The 19,359-nt window shown below is 61.7% G+C and carries 14 protein-coding genes; 2 read left to right on the plus strand and 12 right to left on the minus strand.

Translation table 11 applies throughout. The features are described 5' to 3' along the window. Nucleotides 1-13: 13 nt before the first annotated feature. The 9 genes from AACV02_RS06385 to arcD (AACV02_RS06425) form a co-directional block, all read right to left on the minus strand. Nucleotides 14-1,390: an L-serine ammonia-lyase gene (locus AACV02_RS06385; protein WP_119737141.1), complete on the minus strand. Its 1,377-nt coding sequence runs from the start codon at nucleotides 1,388-1,390 to the stop codon at nucleotides 14-16. Nucleotides 1,391-1,554: 164 nt separating this feature from the next. Next, nucleotides 1,555-4,395 carry an aminomethyl-transferring glycine dehydrogenase gene (gcvP, locus tag AACV02_RS06390; RefSeq protein WP_119737143.1) on the minus strand — a complete coding sequence of 947 codons (2,841 nt, stop codon included), beginning with the start codon at nucleotides 4,393-4,395 and terminating at the stop codon, nucleotides 1,555-1,557. A 10-nt stretch (nucleotides 4,396-4,405) separates the two neighbouring features. Further along, nucleotides 4,406-4,789 (minus strand): glycine cleavage system protein GcvH, encoded by a 384-nt coding sequence (gene gcvH / locus AACV02_RS06395; RefSeq protein WP_119737145.1) that lies wholly within the window; start codon nucleotides 4,787-4,789, stop codon nucleotides 4,406-4,408. 403 nt (nucleotides 4,790-5,192) lie between these two features. Further along, nucleotides 5,193-6,701, minus strand: a complete 1,509-nt coding sequence (locus AACV02_RS06400) for a sigma-54-dependent transcriptional regulator (RefSeq protein ID WP_119737148.1) — start codon at nucleotides 6,699-6,701, stop codon at nucleotides 5,193-5,195. Nucleotides 6,702-6,885: 184 nt separating this feature from the next. Beyond that, nucleotides 6,886-7,248 carry a DUF5064 family protein gene (locus AACV02_RS06405; protein ID WP_119737150.1) on the minus strand — a complete coding sequence of 121 codons (363 nt, stop codon included), beginning with the start codon at nucleotides 7,246-7,248 and terminating at the stop codon, nucleotides 6,886-6,888. Between the two features lie 18 nt (nucleotides 7,249-7,266). Beyond that, a complete protein-coding gene (gene arcC, locus AACV02_RS06410; protein WP_106578404.1) occupies nucleotides 7,267-8,196 on the minus strand; it encodes a carbamate kinase in 930 nt (309 codons plus the stop codon). Between the two features lie 198 nt (nucleotides 8,197-8,394). Further along, entirely contained in the window at nucleotides 8,395-9,405 is a 1,011-nt protein-coding gene (locus AACV02_RS06415; RefSeq protein WP_071484378.1) for an ornithine carbamoyltransferase, read from the minus strand. Nucleotides 9,406-9,474: 69 nt separating this feature from the next. Beyond that, complete coding sequence (gene arcA, locus AACV02_RS06420) at nucleotides 9,475-10,731, minus strand: arginine deiminase (RefSeq protein WP_119737155.1); 1,257 nt, start codon at nucleotides 10,729-10,731, stop codon at nucleotides 9,475-9,477. 24 nt (nucleotides 10,732-10,755) lie between these two features. After that, nucleotides 10,756-12,183: an arginine-ornithine antiporter gene (gene arcD / locus AACV02_RS06425; RefSeq protein WP_106578406.1), complete on the minus strand. Its 1,428-nt coding sequence runs from the start codon at nucleotides 12,181-12,183 to the stop codon at nucleotides 10,756-10,758. Nucleotides 12,184-12,628: 445 nt separating this feature from the next. On the opposite strand from arcD (AACV02_RS06425), the gene arcD (AACV02_RS06430) reads away from it, so the two are divergent. Together arcD (AACV02_RS06430) and AACV02_RS06435 are read left to right on the plus strand one after the other, a co-directional pair. Continuing rightward, nucleotides 12,629-14,056 carry an arginine-ornithine antiporter gene (gene arcD, locus AACV02_RS06430; RefSeq protein ID WP_106578407.1) on the plus strand — a complete coding sequence of 476 codons (1,428 nt, stop codon included), beginning with the start codon at nucleotides 12,629-12,631 and terminating at the stop codon, nucleotides 14,054-14,056. Then, nucleotides 14,053-14,916, plus strand: coding sequence for a DNA-3-methyladenine glycosylase family protein (locus AACV02_RS06435; protein ID WP_119737157.1), 864 nt, complete (start codon nucleotides 14,053-14,055; stop codon nucleotides 14,914-14,916). The genes arcD (AACV02_RS06430) and AACV02_RS06435 overlap by 4 nt, the downstream gene beginning before the upstream one ends. Before the next feature lie 682 nt (nucleotides 14,917-15,598). On the opposite strand, the gene AACV02_RS06440 is transcribed toward AACV02_RS06435, so the two are convergent. The 3 genes from AACV02_RS06440 to AACV02_RS06450 all read right to left on the minus strand — a co-directional run bounded on the left by AACV02_RS06440 (nucleotide 15,599) and on the right by AACV02_RS06450 (nucleotide 18,864). Beyond that, a complete protein-coding gene (locus tag AACV02_RS06440; RefSeq protein ID WP_119737159.1) occupies nucleotides 15,599-16,948 on the minus strand; it encodes a CoA transferase in 1,350 nt (449 codons plus the stop codon). A gap of 40 nt (nucleotides 16,949-16,988) precedes the next feature. Then, the gene (locus AACV02_RS06445; RefSeq protein ID WP_119737161.1) at nucleotides 16,989-18,332 is read right to left on the minus strand and encodes a sensor histidine kinase; all 1,344 of its coding nucleotides are present in this window, start codon (nucleotides 18,330-18,332) and stop codon (nucleotides 16,989-16,991) included. Between the two features lie 67 nt (nucleotides 18,333-18,399). Then, nucleotides 18,400-18,864: an LTXXQ domain protein gene (locus tag AACV02_RS06450; RefSeq protein ID WP_106578411.1), complete on the minus strand. Its 465-nt coding sequence runs from the start codon at nucleotides 18,862-18,864 to the stop codon at nucleotides 18,400-18,402. Nucleotides 18,865-19,359 lie beyond the last annotated feature (495 nt).

The raw sequence follows: 19,359 nt of genomic DNA on the forward strand, positions 1-19,359 counted from the left end.
GCGCTGTTAGGCGTCAGCACTCGATAATGTTGACCGCCAAACCGCCACGGGCGGTTTCCTTGTATTTGCTTTTCATGTCGGCGCCGGTCTGGCGCATGGTGCGGATGACTTTATCCAGCGAGACGAAATGCTGCCCGTCACCGCGCAAGGCCATGCGCACCGCATTGATCGCCTTGACCGAGCCCATCGCATTGCGCTCGATGCACGGCACCTGCACCAACCCGCCAATCGGGTCGCAGGTCAGGCCGAGGTTGTGTTCCATGCCGATCTCGGCGGCGTTCTCCACTTGAGACACGCTGCCGCCCAGCACTTCACACAGTGCGCCGGCTGCCATCGAACAGGCCACGCCGACCTCGCCCTGGCAGCCGACTTCGGCGCCCGAGATCGAGGCGTTTTCCTTGTACAAAATCCCGATGGCGGCGGCGGTGAGCAGAAAGCGCACCACGCCGTCTTCATTGGCGCCGGGGATAAAGCGCATGTAGTAATGCAAAACCGCCGGCACAATCCCGGCCGCGCCGTTGGTGGGCGCCGTGACCACGCGGCCACCGTTGGCGTTTTCTTCGTTGACCGCCAGCGCGTACAGGTTGACCCAGTCGAGCACCGACAACGGGTCGCGCAGCGCCGACTCAGGGTTCTTGCACAGCTGTCGATGCAACGCGGCAGCACGGCGCTTGACCTTCAAACCGCCGGGCAAGATGCCTTCATTGCGACAACCCACATCCACACAGTCCTGCATGACCTGCCAGATGTTCAGCAAGCCAGCGCGGGTTTCCGCTTCCGGGCGCCAGGCACTTTCATTGGTCAGCATCACCTGGCTGATCGACAGCCCATAGGTGGCGCAATGCCCAAGCAAGTCCTTGGCGTGTTTGAAGGGGAAGGTCAGCGGCGTGGTGTCTTCGACAATCCGGTCGGCGCCGGCCGCGTCTTCGTCCACCACAAACCCGCCACCGACCGAGTAATACTCGCGGCTGCGGATCTGGATGCCGGCGGCGTCGAAGGCCCGAAAAATCATGCCATTGGGATGGTAGGCGAGGGGTTTGCGAATCATCGCCAAATGTTCTTTCTCGTTGAACGCAATGCTGTGTTCACCGAGCAGGTTCAAGCGGCCGTCGCTGCGCATTTGCGCCAGGCGTGCAGCCACGGTTTCAGTGTTCACGGTGTCCGGGTGTTCGCCTTCCAGGCCCAGCAACACGGCCTTGTCGCTGCCATGGCCTTTGCCGGTGGCGCCCAGCGAGCCATAGAGTTCCACCTTGATGCCGGTGGTGGCGCTCAACAGGTTGTCGCGCTTGAGGCCCTCGACGAAGCGAGCGGCGGCGCGCATCGGGCCAACGGTGTGGGAACTGGAGGGGCCGATGCCAATCTTGAACAGGTCGAACACGCTAAGGGACATGGTTGTTCTCCGGTTTCTTATTATTTTTGAAGACTGGCTCGGTTCAAATGTGGGAGCGGGCTTGCTCGCGAATGCGTTGGTTCAGTCACCAGATGTATCAACTGGTACACCGCATTCGCGAGCAAGCCCGCTCCCACATTTTTGACCGTGTTCCTCCAGTCAGATCAGGCGTAGCTTTCGATCGACGGGCACGCACACACCAGATTGCGGTCGCCAAACACGTTGTCGACCCGGCCAACCGGCGGCCAGTACTTGCCCTCAATCAACGACGCAACCGGGTACACCGCTTGTTCACGGCTGTACGGGTGGCTCCATTCGCCGACGATTTCAGCGGCAGTGTGCGGCGCGTTTTTCAGCGGGTTGTCGTCCTTGTCCAGCGTGCCGTTTTCCACCGCGCGGATTTCTTCGCGGATGGCAATCATCGCGTCACAGAAGCGGTCCAGTTCTTCCTTGGATTCACTTTCGGTCGGCTCGATCATCAACGTGCCGGCCACCGGGAACGACATGGTCGGCGCATGGAAACCAAAATCGATCAGGCGCTTGGCCACGTCGTCCACGCTGATGCCGCTGCTGTCTTTCAACGGGCGCAGGTCCAGGATGCACTCGTGCGCTACCAGGCCATTGCTGCCGGTGTAGAGCACCGGGTAGTGCTCTTCGAGACGACGGGAAATGTAGTTGGCATTCAGGATCGCCAGTTGGGACGCACGCTTGAGGCCCGCGCCGCCCATCATGCTGATGTACATCCAGGTGATCGGCAGGATGCTCGCGCTGCCAAATGGCGCTGCGCACACCGCGCCTTCCTTGCGTTCCATGGCCGCGTGGCCAGGCAGGAACGGGGTCAGGTGCGATTTGACGCCAATCGGGCCAACACCCGGGCCGCCACCGCCGTGCGGGATGCAGAAGGTTTTGTGCAGGTTCAGGTGGGACACGTCACCGCCGAACTTGCCCGGTGCGCACAGGCCGACCATGGCGTTCATGTTGGCGCCGTCGATGTACACCTGGCCGCCGTTGTCGTGAATGATCGCGCAGATTTCGCGGATGCCTTCTTCGAACACGCCGTGGGTGGACGGGTAGGTGATCATCAGCGCGGCGAGGTGCTCGCGGTGCTCGATGGCCTTGGCGCGCAGGTCTTCGATGTCGACGTTACCGCGTGCATCACAGGCGGTCACGACCACGCGCATACCGGCCATGTTGGCGGTCGCGGGGTTGGTACCGTGGGCCGACGACGGGATCAGGCAGATGTCGCGGCGCGCTTCGCCACGGCTCTGGTGGTAGGCACGAATCGCCAGCAGGCCGGCGTACTCGCCCTGGGAACCGGCGTTCGGCTGCAGCGAGATGGCGTCGTAACCGGTGGCCGCGCACAGCATGGCTTCCAGCTCGGACGTCAGTTGCAGGTAGCCAGCGCTTTGCTCGGCCGGGGCGAATGGGTGCAGGGCACCGAACTCGGCCCAGGTCACCGGGATCATTTCGCTGGCGGCGTTGAGCTTCATGGTGCACGAGCCCAGCGGGATCATGGTGCGATCCAGGGCCAGGTCCTTGTCGGCCAGCTTGCGCAGGTAACGCATCAGCTCGGTTTCGGAGTGATAACGGTTGAACACCGGGTGGCTGAGGATCGGCGACTGGCGCAGCAGCGCGGCCGGCAGGGTGCTTTGAACGTTGGCGTCGAATTCCGGCAGGGCTTTGCCGTCCGCGAAGATCGACCACAAGGCTTCGATATCCGCCTGGGTGGTGGTTTCGTCAACCGACAGGCCCAGGCGCTCAGCATCCACCACACGCAGGTTGATGCGCTGGGCGCGCGCCTTGTCGTGAAGGGCCGCGGTGTTGGCGCCGGTGTTGAGGGTCAGGGTGTCGAAGAAGTGTGTTTGCTCAGCCTTCAGGCCCAGCGCGCTCAGGCCTTTGGCGAGAATCGCGGTCAGGTGATGAATGCGGTTGGCGATCTGGGTCAGACCTTTGGGGCCGTGGTACACGGCGTACATGCTGGCGATGTTGGCGAGCAGTACTTGCGCGGTACAGATGTTGCTGGTGGCCTTCTCGCGGCGGATATGTTGCTCGCGGGTCTGCATGGCCAGGCGCAGTGCCGGCTTGCCGAAACGGTCGACGGACACGCCGACCAGACGGCCCGGCATGTCGCGCTTGAACGCATCCTTAGTGGAGAAATACGCCGCGTGCGGGCCACCAAAGCCCAGCGGTACGCCGAAGCGTTGCGCGCTGCCGATGGCCACGTCGGCACCGAATTCACCCGGCGGGGTCAGCAGGGTCAGGGCCAGCAGGTCGGCGGCGACCGCGACCAGGGCATTGGCAGCGTGGAAACGTTCGGTCAGTTCACGGTAATCAAACACGTCACCGTTGCTGGCCGGGTATTGCAGCAAGGCGCCGAAGAATGCGCTGACGTCGGTCAGCTCACGCTCGTCGCCCACGACCACGTCGATACCCAGCGGCTCGGCACGGGTGCGCAGCACGTCGAGGGTTTGCGGGTGGCTGTGAATCGAGGCGAAGAAGGCGTTGCTGCCCTTGTTCTTGCTCAGGCGCTTGCAGAAGGTCATGGCTTCGGCGGCGGCGGTGGCTTCGTCGAGCAAGGACGCGTTGGCGATCGGCAGGCCGGTGAGGTCGCTGATCAGGGTCTGGAAGTTCAGCAGCGCTTCCAGGCGGCCTTGGGAAATCTCGGGTTGGTACGGGGTGTAGGCGGTGTACCAGGCCGGGTTTTCCAGCAGGTTGCGCAGGATCGGCGACGGCGTGTGGCAGTTGTAGTAGCCCTGGCCGATGTAGGTCTTGAACAGTTGGTTCTGGCTGGCGATGGCCTTGATCTTGGCCAGGGCCTGAGCTTCGCTCAAGCCGTCTTCCAGGCCGAGCACGCTGGTGCCCTTGATGCTTTCCGGAATCACGCTGGCGCTCAGGGCTTCGAGAGAGTCAAAGCCCAGCTTTGCGAGCATTTGCTGCTCGTCTTCCTGGCGTGGGCCGATATGACGGGCGATGAATTCGTTGGCGGTGCTGAGATTGATCGTCATGGCGCGCTCCTCAGGCTTGGGCGTTGGCTTTGATCAGGCGGTCGTACGCATCCTGATCCAACAGCTTAGCCACTGCGTCGGCATCGGCGGGTTTAAAGCGGAAGAACCAGCCTTCGCCCATCGGGTCTTCGTTGACCAGTTCCGGGCTGTCGCTGAGTTTGTCGTTTACGTCGAGGACTTCGCCGTACAGCGGCATGTACACGCCGCTCGCTGCCTTGACCGACTCAACGGTGGAGGCTTCTGCGCCCTTGGCGTAGGCCTGCAACTCCGGCAGTTGCACGAAAACCACATCACCCAGCGCGTTTTGCGCAAAAGCGGTGATGCCCACGGTGACGCTGCCATCGGCTTCGGCGCGCAGCCATTCGTGATCTTCAGTGAAACGCAACTCGCTCATGGAAACTCCTCGGGGCCAGATTCGTCTGGTGGACGGGATTGGAATAATGAGGAGTTACTTAGCAATATCGCGGCCAATGTTATTAATTCGTTATAAATCAACGGATTAATAAAATAAGCGAGGAGCTGGAAGGATTGGCCTGTAGCGATTTCGCTACAGCTGGGCCGGTGAAAAAAAGCCTATGTGGATCAAAGCCTTGCATGGCGCGCAAAAAACAGGGTTGTAGCGATATCGTTACGCTGTAGCGCTTTCAGTACACTGGATGTCGTTCTCAGACTAGATTTGGCATGCAATCCAATGTGAGAGCGGGCTTGCTCGCGAAAGCAGTGTGTCAGTCAGCACATCTGTAGCTGACCCACCGCTTTCGCGAGCAAGCCCGCTCCCACCTATAGATCGAGTGCGTTCAGGGCTTGTTTGGGATGCCGTACTTGCGCAGGCGGTGGGCAATTGCGGTGTGCGAAGTCTGCAGGCGGCTCGCCAGTTGGCGGGTCGAGGGGTAACTGGCGTAGAGCTTTTCCAGCAGGCTGCGCTCGAAGTCTTCCACTGCTTGTTCGAGGCTGTCGACTTCACCGTCGCTTTGGCGCGCCACCGACGTGCCGGCGATGTCCAGGTCGCCGATGTCCACCAAACTGCTTTCGCAAATCGCGGCGGCGCGGAAGATCACGTTTTGCAGCTGCCGAACGTTGCCCGGCCAGCGGTTTCCCAACAGCGCCGGATAGGTGCCCGGCGCCAGGCGGCACACCGGGCGCTGGATCTGCGCGCAGGCCTGCTGCATGAAGTAGCGGGCGAGCAGCAAGATGTCCTGGCCGCGCTCGCGCAACGGCGGCACTTCGACGTTGAGCACATTGAGGCGGTAGAACAGGTCTTCACGAAAGGTGCCTTCGCTGACCATCTTTTCCAGGTCGCGATGGGTGGCGCTGAGGATGCGCACATTGACCTTTACTTCGCGGTCGCCGCCAACGCGCCGGAAGCTGCCGTCGTTGAGAAAACGCAGCAGCTTGGCCTGCAAGTACGGTGACATCTCGCCGATTTCATCCAGAAAAACCGTGCCTTGGTTGGCCAGCTCCATCAGCCCCGGCTTGCCGCCGCGCTGCGCGCCGGTAAAGGCGCCGGGGGCGTAGCCGAACAGTTCACTCTCGGCGAGGTTTTCCGGCAGCGCCGCGCAGTTCAAGGCCAGAAACGGCGCACTGTGGCGCGCGCTGATGGCGTGACAGGCCCGCGCGACCAGCTCTTTGCCGGTGCCGGTTTCGCCTTGGATCAACAGCGGCGCATCGAGTGCGGCGACGCGCTGCGCACGCGCCTTGAGGGTGCGGATCGCCGGTGACTCGCCCAACAACGCATCAAAGCCTTCGGCATGGTCATGGTGCAGCGCCGACAGTTGCTCGCCGATGCGGTTGGGCTGGTACAGCGTCAGCAGGGCGCCGGCGTCGGTGATCGGCGTGGCGTCCAGCAAAAAGGTCTGGCCGTTGACGCTGATTTCGCGCAGCGGCAGGCGAAAGCCGTGTTCCAGCAAGGTCTCCAGCAGCGCCGCGTCGTTGAACAGCTCGCTGATGCTTTCCCCCGCCGGCTCGCGGCCGTACAGGGCGATCAGCGCCGGGTTGGCCAGCAGGATCTTGCCGGCACTGTCCAGTGCCAGCACCGGGTCGGTCATGGCGGCCAGCAGGGCGTCGAGTTGCAGGTGGCGGCGTTGGCCGGGGAGGATGTCCACCACCGTGACCGCCTGTACACCGTGCACGCTGAACAGCGCGTCGCGCAGTTCTTCGAGTACCTCGGCGCTCAGCGTCGGCGCATCGATGTAGACGTTGGGCGGCACCATCTCCACCGCATCCAGGTTGAGATTGCGCCCACCGAGCAGGGCCAGGACTTCCTGGGTAATGCCGACGCGGTCGATGAAGCTGACGTGGATACGCATGGGGCGGTTAACGATTCTGGGGAGCGTGAGGCGGCAAGTATGCCTTGGCGCTGAGGGAGATCAAAATGTGGGAGCGGGCTTGCTCGCGAATGCGGTGTGCCAGTCGCTTGATTCATTGACTGAAAGACCGCATTCGCGGGCAAGCCCGCTCCCACATGGAGGGTGTTGTGTCAGTGCGAACGTGTTATCCCAAGTGCTCGGGCTTGACCGGATCCCCGGGCTTCACATCCAGCTGATGCCGTACGTCCTCAAACATCAAGTCGTACTGCTTGTGCATCTGGCCATTAAGCGTCGCGATCTTGGGCATGCCATATTTCTGCGCGATGTTCATCGCATGGCGCGCAAAATCAAAGGCCTGGTCCTTGGGCAAAAAGAATTCCTCCTTGAGGTCCTTGCCCTGCACCGAACCGTGCAGCTTGAAGAGCATTCCCTTGCCTTCCTTTGGGTCCTGGCTGACCTCGTAGTCGATACACAGGTTGTAGCTGTAGTCATCCTTGTTGAGCGCGTGACGTTCGACGTGCAAGTGACCGGGTTCAAAGGTGGCCATAGGCGTATCTCCTTTACTTCACAGATAGGTGATGCCAGGTTTTGCCGTGCTGATGCGTGTACCGGCACTGCCCTGGACGATGGCTTCGATGTCCGAGAGTGAACCGATGACGGCGGTTTTTCCAGTCTGGCGGGCGAACTCGCAGGCGGCTTGTACCTTGGGGCCCATGGAGCCGGCGGCGAAGCCGAGTTTTTCCATGTCGTCGGGGTGGGCCTGGCCGATGGCTTTCTGGGTCGGCTTGCCGAAGTCGATAAAGGCCGCATTAACGTCGGTGGCGATCACCAGCAAATCGGCGTCCAGTTGCGCGGCCAGCAGGGATGAGCACAGGTCTTTGTCGATCACCGCTTCAATGCCGCGCAGCTTGCCGTCCTCGCCGTACATGGTCGGGATGCCGCCGCCACCGGCGCAGATCACGATGGCGCTTTTTTCCAGCAGCCACTTGATCGGGCGGATTTCAAAGATGCGTTTGGGGCGTGGGCTGGCAACCACACGACGATACTTATCGCCGTCCGGGGCGATGGCCCAGCCTTTTTCGGCGGCGAGTTTCTCGGCTTCGGCTTTGGCGTACACCGGGCCGATGGGTTTGGTCGGGTTTTTGAAGGCCGGGTCGTTGGCGTCCACTTCCACCTGGGTCAGCAAGGTTGCGAACGGCACTTCGAAGTCCAGCAGGTTGCCCAATTCCTGTTCGATGATGTAGCCGATCATGCCTTCGGTTTCGGCGCCCAGCACGTCCAGCGGGTAGGGCGACACGCTGGTGTAGGCCGCCGCCTGCAACGACAGCAGGCCGACTTGCGGGCCATTGCCGTGGGCGATCACCAACTCGTTGCCGGGGTGGATCTTGGCGATCTGTTCGGTGGCGATTCGGATGTTGGCGCGTTGGTTATCCGCGGTCATGGGTTCACCACGGCGGAGCAGGGCGTTACCGCCCAGTGCAACGACGATACGCATAAAGAATGTCCTTCTGAAAGTTCTAGGTTGCGAACACAGGACCCAATGTGGGAAAGGGCTTATGTGGGAGCCGGGCTTGCCCGCGATGGCATCACCTCGGTACATCTGAAATAACGAGGCGTCTGCATCGCAGGCAAGCCAGCTCCCACAGAAGCACTCCCACATTGACTGCGTTCCAACAGTGGGAGCGATGTTGGGTTAGATATCCGCCAGCGCCGACACCAGAATCGCCTTGATGGTGTGCATACGGTTTTCCGCTTGCTCAAAGGCGATGTTGGCCGGCGACTCGAACACCTCTTCGGTCACTTCCACACCATTGGCCAGGTTCGGGTAACGCGCGGCAATGTCCTTGCCCACCTTGGTTTCGCTGTTATGAAACGCCGGCAGGCAGTGCATGAACTTCACGCGTGGGTTGCCCGAGGCCTTCATCATTTTGGCGTTGACCTGGTACGGCAGCAGTTGCTCGATACGCTCGTCCCACGCTTCCACCGGCTCGCCCATCGACACCCAGATATCGGTGTGGATGAAGTCCACGCCTTTGACCGCCTCTTTTGGGTCTTCAGTGATGGTGATGCGCGCGCCGCTTTCTTCGGCAAACGCCTGGCACTGCTTGATGAAATCCTCGTGTGGCCACAGGGCTTTCGGCGCGCCGATGCGCACGTCCATGCCCAGCTTGGCGCCGATCATCAGCAGCGAATTGCCCATGTTGTAACGCGCATCGCCGAGGTAGGCGTAGCTGATGTCATGCAGCGGCTTGTCGCTGTGTTCGCGCATGGTCAGGGTGTCGGCGATCATTTGGGTGGGGTGGAATTCGGCGGTCAGGCCGTTGAACACCGGCACGCCGGCGAACTTGGCCAGCTCTTCGACGATTTCCTGTTCAAAGCCACGGTACTCGATGGCATCGAACATGCGGCCCAGGACGCGGGCGGTGTCTTTCATGCTTTCTTTGTGGCCGATCTGCGACGACACCGGGTCGATGTAGGTGACGTGGGCGCCCTGGTCGTGGGCCGCCACTTCGAACGCGCAACGGGTGCGGGTCGAGGTTTTTTCGAAGATCAGCGCGATGTTTTTGCCCTTCAGGTGTGGACGCTCGGTGCCGGTGTATTTGGCGCGCTTGAGGTCGCGGGACAGGTCCAGCAGGTAGTGCAGCTCGCGGGTGGTGTGGTGCATCAGCGAGAGCAGGCTGCGGTTGCGCATATTAAAAGCCATGGTGGATCTCCTTCTGTTTAGGTTATCCCCTTGGCCGGCGCCTCATGAGCGGCGGCCAAGGTTTGAAAGTTAGTAGTCGATTGGGTCGCGAATGATCGGGCAGGTCATGCAGTGGCCGCCGCCACGGCCGCGACCGAGTTCACCGGCGCTGATGGTGATGACTTCCACGCCGGCCTTGCGCAGCAGGGTGTTGGTGTAGGTGTTGCGGTCGTAGCCGATCACCACGCCAGGCTCCACGGCCACCACGTTGTTGCCGTCGTCCCACTGCTCGCGCTCGGCGGCGAAGCTGTTGCCGCCGGTCTCGACCACGCGCAGCGCCTTGAGGTTGAGTGCTGCGGCCACGGTTTCGAGGAAGTTGGTTTTCTCCCGCTGGATATCGATGCCGTGGGGCTTGCTTTCATCCGGGCGCAGGGTGAAGGGGATGATCTGGTTGACCACTTCCGGGAAGACGGTGACCAGGTCGCGGTCGCAGAAGCTGAACACGGTGTCCAGGTGCATCGCCGCGCGGGATTTGGGCAGGCCGGCAACGATCACGCGTTCCACGGCTTTGTTTTTGAACAGGTTGCGCGCCAGTTGGCCAATGGCCTGGTGAGAAGAGCGCTCGCCCATGCCGATCAACACCACGCCATTGCCAATCGGCATGACGTCGCCGCCTTCCAGCGTGGCGGCACCGTGTTCCTGGTCGGGGTCGCCGTACCAGATCTGGAAGTCTGCGTTGGTGAACTCGGGGTGGAATTTGTAGATGGCCGAGGCCAGCAGGGTTTCCTGGCGTCGCGCCGGCCAGTACATCGGGTTCAGCGTCACGCCGCCGTAGATCCAGCAGGTGGTGTCGCGAGTGAACTGGGTGTTGGGCAGCGGCGACAGAATGAAGCTTGCGTGGCCGAGGAAGTCGCGGAACATCTCGATGGTCTTGCCACCGAAGCTGCTCGGCAGGTCCTCGGCCGACACGCCACCGATCAGGAACTCGCTGATTTTGCGCGGCTCAAGGCTGCGCAGCCAGGAACTGACTTCATCGACCAGGCCAAGGCCCACGGTGTTTGGGGTGATCTTGCGCTCCAGAATCCAGTCCAGCGCTTCGGGGATGGCAACGATGTCGGTCAGCAGGTTGTGCATTTCCAGCACATCGATATCCCGCTCGCGCATCTTGGTGACGAAGTCGAAGTGGTCGCGCTTGGCCTGGGCCACCCACAGCACGTCATCGAACAGCAGTTCATCGCAGTTGTTGGGGGTCAGCCGCTGGTGGGCCAAACCTGGGGAGCACACCATGACTTTGCGCAGTTTGCCGGCTTCGGAATGTACGCCGTACTTCACTTTTTCCGTGGTCATTACAGATCCTCCAGTAGAAAACACTTACAGAGTCAAGAAGCCGTCGTAGAGGCCATAGGCAGCCACCAGGGCGCCAATGACGACTGCGGCGAAAATCAGCTTCTCGACGTTGGTGAAAATCGGTTTGCCCAATTCATGCTTGGCTTTGGCGAACAGGATTACGCCAGGTGCATACAGCAGGGCGGACAGCAGCAGGTATTTCACGCCGCCGGCGTAGAGCAGCCAGACCGCGTAGATCAACGCGATGGCGCCGATGAACAGGTCTTTCTTGCGTTCGCGCAGGGCGTTTTCGTAGGTCTCGCCGCGCACCGCCAGCAGCAACGCATAAGCGGCCGACCACAGGTAAGGCACCAGGATCATCGAGGTGGCGAGGTAGATCAGCGACAGGTAGGTGCTGGCGGAAAACAGCGTGATCACCAGGAAAATCTGCACCATGGCGTTGGTCAGCCACAGGGCGTTGGCCGGCACGTGGTTGGCGTTTTCCTTGCGCAGGAACTCCGGCATGGTGTGGTCCTTGGCGGCGGCGAACATGATCTCCGCACACAACAGCACCCACGACAGCAGCGCGCCCAGCAAGGAAATGATCAAGCCGACGCTGATCAGCACCGCGCCCCAATGACCGACCACATGCTCCAGCACGGCGGCCATCGACGGGTTCTGCAACTTGGCCAGTTCCGGCTGGGTCATGATCCCCAAAGACAGCACGTTCACCAGCATCAGGAACAGCAGCACGGTGATAAAGCCAATCACCGTGGCCTTGCCCACGTCGCTGCGTTTTTCCGCCCGCGACGAGAAGATGCTCGCGCCTTCGATGCCGATGAACACCCACACGGTGACCAGCATCATGTTGCGCACCTGGTTCATCACACTGCCCAGGTCCGGGTTTTTAACGCCCCAGATGTCAGCGGTGAAGATGTCCAGCTTGAACGCGAACAGCGCGATCAACACGAACAGCACCAGCGGCACGACCTTGGCGACGGTGGTCACCAGGTTGATGAACGCCGCTTCCTTGATCCCGCGCAGTACCAGAAAGTGCACGGCCCACAGCAACACCGACGCGCCAATCACCGCTGCCGGGGTGTTGCCTTCGCCAAAGATCGGAAAGAAGTAACCGAGGGTGCTGAACAGCAACACGAAGTAACCGACGTTGCCCAGCCAGGCGCTGATCCAGTAACCCCAGGCTGACGAGAAGCCCATGTAGTCGCCGAAACCGGCCTTGGCGTAGGCGTACACGCCGCCGTCGAGGTCGGGTTTGCGGTTGGCCAGGGTCTGGAACACGAAGGCGAGGGTCAGCATGCCGATGGCGGTAATCACCCACCCAATCAACACCGCACCCACATCGGCGCTGGCGGCCATGTTTTGCGGCAGTGAGAAGATCCCGCCACCAATCATTGAGCCCACGACCAGCGCAACCAGCGCGCCTAATCGAAGTTTTCCGGGAGATTCAGACATTGCGTGACTCCAATGCAGGAGAAGTGAGACCACAGAATAATTCCGTGCGCTAATCAAACAGCTGACTCAGATCACTTCATTGGCACATTCCATTGTGAATTAATGACTTAGGGGTAAGAACCCTGGGCAATAGTGTTCCTCGCAAAGTCGCGTCCCAGAGCGGCTCTGCGTTGTGATTAATCATTTAGTGCGTTTATGTGGACTTTTGAAGCTAGCCCCTTTTGCTGAATGTGCAAACTTTTTCGGGACGGACTGCCAAATAGCCGGAAGCTGGCAAAGTGCCTGCCTATTTAAATTCTAAATAAACCTAAACTATATAAACTGTCATGCCATTACGTTATGAGCTTGACCGTTTTATCGCTGTCTTTAATAAACGTTACACTCGCTGAACTAATTAGTTGAGTGCACGGTCGTCAGCTCAATTGTTAGTTATTCAGGAGTGTCCATGTCGCAACCGGCCCAAAAACTCAAACTCAGTGCGCTGATCGCCCTGGTGGTGGGCTCAATGATTGGCGGGGGGATTTTCTCCTTGCCGCAGAACATGGCTGCACGCGCTGAAGTGGGCGCCATATTGATCGGCTGGGCGATCACCGCCGTGGGCATGCTGACGTTGGCCTTCGTGTTTCAGACCCTGGCCAACCGCAAGCCCGAACTGGACTCCGGGGTGTATGCCTACGCCAAGGCCGGTTTTGGCGACTACATGGGGTTTTCGTCGGCCTGGGGTTACTGGATCAGCGCCTGGATGGGCAATGTCGGTTACTTCGTGTTGCTGTTCAGCACCCTCGGCTACTTTTTCCCGGTGTTCGGCCAGGGCAACACGCCGATCGCCATCGCCTGCGCCTCGCTGTTGTTGTGGGCCGTGCATTTTCTGGTGATGCGCGGGATCAAGGAGGCAGCGTTCATCAACCAGATCACCACCGTGGCGAAGATCGTGCCGCTGCTGATGTTTATCGTGATCGCCGGTGTGGCGTTCAAGGCGGATATCTTCACCCGTGACATCTGGGGCCTGGGCAACCCGCAAGTCGGCAGCGTGGTTGATCAAGTGCGCAACATGATGCTGGTCACCGTGTTTGTGTTCATCGGCATCGAAGGCGCCAGCGTGTATTCGGCGCGGGCCGAGAAGCGTTCGGACGTCGGCCGGGCCACGGTAATCGGGTTTCTTGGGGTCCTGGCGCTGCTGGTGCTGGTGAATGTGTTGTCCTTGGGAATCATGAGCCAGCCGGAATTGGCGCAGTTGCAAAACCCGTCTCTGGCGGGCGTGCTGGAACATATCGTCGGCCCTTGGGGCGCGATGGCGATCAGCATTGGCCTGGCCGTGTCCTTGCTTGGCGCCTTGCTGTCCTGGGCGCTGCTGTGCGCGGAAATTCTGTATGCCACTGCCCATGACAAGACCATGCCGGCCTTCCTGAAAAAGGAAAACGCCAACCAGGTGCCAGTCAACGCGCTGTGGCTGACCAATGTGATGATCCAGGTCTTTCTGGTGATCACGCTGTTTTCCCACAGCACCTACACCACACTGATCTACCTGGCCTCTTCGATGATTCTGGTGCCGTACCTGTGGTCGGCGGCCTATGCGGTGCTGTTGAGTGCGCGTGGCGAAACCTACGAAGGCGCCCGCCGCCAGCGCATGCAAGATTTGCTGGTGGGCCTGATTGCCCTGGCGTATGCCGTGTGGCTGCTTTATGCCGGCGGCTTGAAATACCTGCTGCTGTCGGCACTGCTGTATGCGCCCGGTGTGATTCTGTTCGCCCTGGCCAAGCGCGAGCAGGGCCAGCCCTTGTTCACCCCTGTGGAAAAAGGCATTTTCAGCTGCGTTGTCGCCGGCGCGGGGTTGGCGGCATATGGCTTGTATGGCGGGGTATTGTCGTTGTGAGACTGGCGTATCAGCCGCCCTATGACTGGGCGGCGATGCTGGGCTTTTTGTCCCTGCGTGCGATCACTGGGCTGGAAAGTGTCGAGGCGGGTGTGTATCGGCGCAGCATCCGTGTTGGCGGTTGCCACGGCTGGATCAGCGTTGAGTCGGGCGCGGGCGATTGGTTGGAAGTAGGCGTCGAGGTTTCTGACGCGGCGGCGCTTGCTGAGGTCGAGCGGCGTTTGAGAGCCATGTTCGACCTGGACGCCCAGCCCGGGTTGATCAATGCGCAATTGGCCACCGACCCGTTGATGGCGCAACTGGTGGCGGCGCGTCCGGGCCTTCGCGTGCCGGGCGCGTGGGACGGTCTGGAACTGGCGATTCGCGCAGTATTGGGCCAGCAGATCACGGTGGTGGCGGCCATTCGCCTGGCGGGCAAGCTGGTGGCGCAGTATGGCCAGCCACTGGCAACCCCACATGCGGGTATCACCCATCTGTTCCCGACGCCGCAGGTGTTGGCGCAGGCGGATCTGGCGACGTTGGGCATGCCCAAAGCGCGGGGCCGCACGATGTCCGGTGTGGCTCAGGCGTTGCTGGATGACCCGCAGTTGTTTGAGCCCAAAGCCAGTCTCAACGACGGCGTGGCCCGGCTGATGGCCTTGCCGGGGATTGGTGACTGGACCGCGCAGTACATCGCCATGCGTCAAATGCGTGAGCCGGATGCGTTTGCGTCGGGGGATGTTGGGTTGATCAATGCATTGGCGGCATTGGAAGGCGGGCCGGTTTCGGCGCGCCAGTTATTGGTGCGGGCTGAGGCGTGGCGGCCGTTGAGGGCGTATGCAGCGCAGCATTTGTGGGCGTCGCTGCAACGGGCGGATTGATGGCGTCTGTTAGGGCCTCTTCGCGGGCAAGCCCGCTCCCACAGGTTGACCGCATTTCAAAGGATGTACTCGGTAAGGCCTCTTCGCGGGCAAGCCCGCTCCCACAGGTTGACCGCGTTCCAAAGGATGTACTCGGTAAGGCGTCTTCGCGGGCAAGCCCGCTGCCACAGGTTGACCGCGTTCCAAAGGATGTACTCGGTAAGGCGTCTTCGCGGGCAAGCCCGCTCCCACAGGTTGACCGCATTTCAAAGGATGTACTCGGTAAAGTCTCTTTGCGGGCAAGCCCGCTCCCACAGGTTGACCGCATTCCAAAGGATGTACTCGGTAAAGTCTCTTCGCGGGCAAGCCCGCTCCCGCAGGTTGACCGCGTTCCAAAGGGTGTACTCGGTAAAGCGTCTTCGCGGGCAAGCCCGCTGCCACAGGTTGACCGCATTCCAAAGGATGTACTCGGTAAAGCGTCTTCGCGGGCAAGCCCGCTCCCACAGGTTGGCCGCGTTCCAAAGGATGTACTCGGTAAAGTGTCTTCGCGGGCAAGCCCGCTCTCACAGGTTGACCGCATTCCAAAGGATGTACTCGGTAAAGCGTCTTCGCGGGCAAGCCCGCTGCCACAGGTTGACCGCGTTCCAAAGGGTGTACTCGGTAAAGTGTGGGAGCGGGCTTGCCCGCGAAGGCGGTCTTCAGGTCACCACTGAGCCCGGTGCGAGCCCAATTCCCCCGCCGGCAAATCCCACTGCAGCGGCGTGCCGCTGAGGGTGACCGGTGCCAGCAACCGATGGGCCTGACCCCACGCCGTCTGCTCCACCACCAACCCCTGGTCACTCGGCTCTTCGGCCCGTAACGCCGGTTGCTGCGGCACCTGTCCGGCTTCCACCAGCAACTTCGCCGTGCGCGCCAGTGACAATCGCGCCGAGCCGCCACGCCCGGATTTAAAGCGTTCGCTTAGCGCCTGGATCGCGCTGGCTGCCATCAAATACCCGGTGGCGTGATCCAGCGCCTGCACCGGCAGCGGCACCGGTTTATCCGACTGCTTCCAGGCCATGCCCGCGTCGGCAATCCCGCTGCTCATCTGCACCAGGCTGTCGAAGCCGCGGCGATTGCGCCAGGGGCCGCTCCAGCCATAGGCATTGAGGCTCACGTCGATCAGCCCGGGGGCGAGGGTCTGCAGTTCTGCGGCGGTGTAGCCCAGTTGCTCAAGGGCGTCGGCGCGGTAACCGTGAAACAGGATGTCGGCGTCCTTGAGCAGCGCTTCAAACACCTGTCGGCCTTCGGGGCTCTTCAAGTCCAGACGTGCGCAGCGTTTGCCCAAGGTCATTTCCGGCACCACGCCGGGTTCGTTCCAGTCAGGCGAGTCGATGCGCAGCACGTCGGCGCCGAGCCCGGCGAGGAAGCGACTGGCCACGGGGCCGGCCAATACGCGCGTCAGATCCAGTACCTTGATGCCCGCCAGCGGGCGCGCCACCGAGCCGAGCCAGGGTTTGTCGGTGGTGGTGTCGAAGGTCTGGCGCTGCACCAACTTCTCGGCATTCACCGCCAACCCTTGGGGATGGGTTTGCCAGGCCTGCCACGCGCGCATCTGCGCTGCGCAGCCGTTGACATCGACAATCGCCTGCTCCAGTTCGGCGGCGTTCCACGTTGCAACGTTTGCGGCCATTTCGGCGCGGTCATTGACCTTGCCCAAGACCCGTTCGGCGGCGGCGCGGTGATGCGGGGCGTTGGTGTGCAGGCGAATCCAGCCATCGGCGCAGGCATAATCGCCGGCCACCGGGTCCCACAGCGGCGGTGTTTCCCAACCCACGGGGCGAATCGAGGACGAAAACCAGAAGGAGGCGAGGCGCCGGTCCACGCTGACGCTCGGCAAACGCCCGGTCTGTTGGTGGATAAGGTGAGCCACGGCCTGGCCGGCTGCGCCAATGCTGGCGCTGGCCAGTTCGGTGACGGCGAAGGTCGAGGGCAGGGCGCCAGCCTCGGTGAAAGTCAGCGGGGATTGCGGTAGATCGAGTGCGGCTTGGATGGGAGTCAGCAGGTCAGTCATCAAAGGCCCTCCGTTAGAGAAGGGCCACTATAGAAGATCCTCACACCGGTGTGACAACTCCCGGTTCCAACGGCAGGTCGATGCTGGCGATGAAACCTCCGTCGGGGTGATTGGCCAGGATCAGGCTGCCGCCATGGCGTTCCGCTGCGCGCCGTGCAATCGCCAGACCCAGGCCGTGGCCTTGGGCAGCCTGGCCGGGCGCGCGGTAAAACGGTTCGCCCAATTGGCTGAGGTGTTCGGCTTCGACGCCGGGGCCGTGGTCGCGCACGCTGATCAGAATGCGCTCGCCGTGGCGCCGGGCGTGCAACTCGATCGGTTGACCCTGTGGGTTGAAGCGCTGGGCGTTGCGCAGCAGGTTATCCACGGCGCGCTCGATCATGGTCGGCCAGCCCTTGAGCGCCAGCTCGGGGTCGGCGGTCAGTTGCACCACCTGGTCGGGAGCGCCGAGCTGGGCGTCCTTTTGCAGGCTTTTGAGCAGTGGGTTGAGGTCGACTTCTTCGGCACTCGCGTTGTCGGCATCGACGCGGGCCAAGACCAGGATTTCGCTGATCAGGGCTTCCAGGCGATCGCACTCGCGGGTCAGGCGTGGCCAGAGTCTTTCGCGTTCTTCAGGGCTTGCGCGTTCGGCCAACGCCAAGGCGATGCGCAAACGGGCCAGGGGTGAGCGCAGTTCGTGGGACACGTCGCGCAGCAACTGGCGCTGGCTGCCGATCAGGCTTTGCAGGCGGGCGCCCATGCGGTTGAAGTCGGTGGCCAATACGCCGAATTCATCGCGTCGGTTGGCCAGGCGCGCCAGGCTGTTTTGTTGGTAGGTGGCCTGGCCCAGGTCATGCACCGCGCCGCGCAGGCGGCTGAGCGGGCGGGTAATCGACAGCGTCACCAGCAGGCTGAACAGGGTCAGCACCACCAGCGCAATCGCCAGCGCACTCAGCGGCCAGAGCAGGCTGCTGCGGTGCCAGGCGTCGAGTTCCGGGTGCGGGATGCGGTAGATCAGCAGGTAGGTGTCGCCGGTTTTTTCACTGGTGTACTCGGCGGTCAGGCGGCGCCACGGCAGGTGGCCGTCCTGGCTGTCATTTTGCCGGGCCTCGAAGGCGGCGGCGCGCCGGGGGAACGTACCGCGCACCACCGGCTCGCCGCTTTCATTGAGCACCTGCACGTCGATGTGGTACTGGCGTTTGCGTTGTTGCAGCAAATCCTGAGCGGCGCCCTCGCCCTGGGCTTCGTAGAGTTGCGTCCACTCCTGCGCCAGGTTGTTGAGGCCGGGATGACGGCTGAGAATCCAGGCGTCCTGGTTGAGCATGTGCCCAAGCAGGATCGACAGCCCGGCAACCAAGGCGATGGCCAGCCAGAAACTGGCCAGGATGCGCCAGAACAATGAACGCACAGGAAACCCTCAAGCAGGAAAAGCCCAGCGGCGCGAGCCACTGGGCTGGGGTGGTAAAGCTAGAGCATTATTGCGCTTTTTGCGGCTGCTGGGCTTTCCAGGCCTGGAATTCCTTCCACTCGGCGCGGCGTTCGGCTTGTTTCTTGACGATCTCGTCGAATTTCTTCTGTTGATCGGGCTTGAGCACGGCGCGGATGTCAGCCTGGGTTTTTTGCTTGGCGGCGGCCATTTCGTTTTTCATGGCTTGCTGGTCAGCGGCTGGGAGTTTGTCCAGGTACTTGCGCACGATCTCTTTGCGGCCGTGCCATTGTTCACCCATCAGCTTGCCGATTTGCTCGCGCTGTTCGCGGCTCAGGTCGAGTTGGCTCAGCGGGCCGCCTTTGCCACGCGGACCGTGTTCACCGCCGTGGCCCGGGCCACCCATCATGTGGCCTTCAGGGCCGCCCATCGGGCCTGGGCCTTCTGGCGCGGCGGCCATGGCAACGGTCGGCAGGGCAGCGGCGAACATCAAAGCGATAAGGGTCTTGCGCATGGTGATTCTCCTGTCTCTATTCCGGTGAGTCCGGATGTGAGTAGGTTACTCAGATCAAGGTCAGCGGCGGTCAGGTGTGGGTAAAGCTTGGGTAAAGAGGGGGTTGGTGGGGGCTGACAAAACTTGGGGTGGGGCTGGGGCTGAGTGCATATCCGTTGCTGCGGTCACGGCGGCTTGCGGTTCCGCTCTTACAGCGGGTCACTTTTGGCAAACGCCCCAAAAGTAACCAAAAGGTCTTTGCCCCACCACTCGGCCCCTCGCTTGGGCTCGGTGTGCCCGAACGAAGGCTTGAATCCGTGGGCCGCCGCGACGGGCCATCCATGGCCCAACGCGGCTAACCCGGCGTCCTGCCGGGTTACCCACGGATTCAAGCCTGCGTTCGGCCAGCGTGGTTGACGGGGCCTGTCAGATCAAAAGCAAGATCAAAAGCAGAGCACGGCGGCCTAGTAGCCGACCTGAGTGGTTGAAGCAAAAGCAGGGCAACAGCACAGCAAC

Source organism: Pseudomonas sp. Larv2_ips, from assembly GCF_963879675.1.
GTDB lineage: Bacteria > Pseudomonadota > Gammaproteobacteria > Pseudomonadales > Pseudomonadaceae > Aquipseudomonas.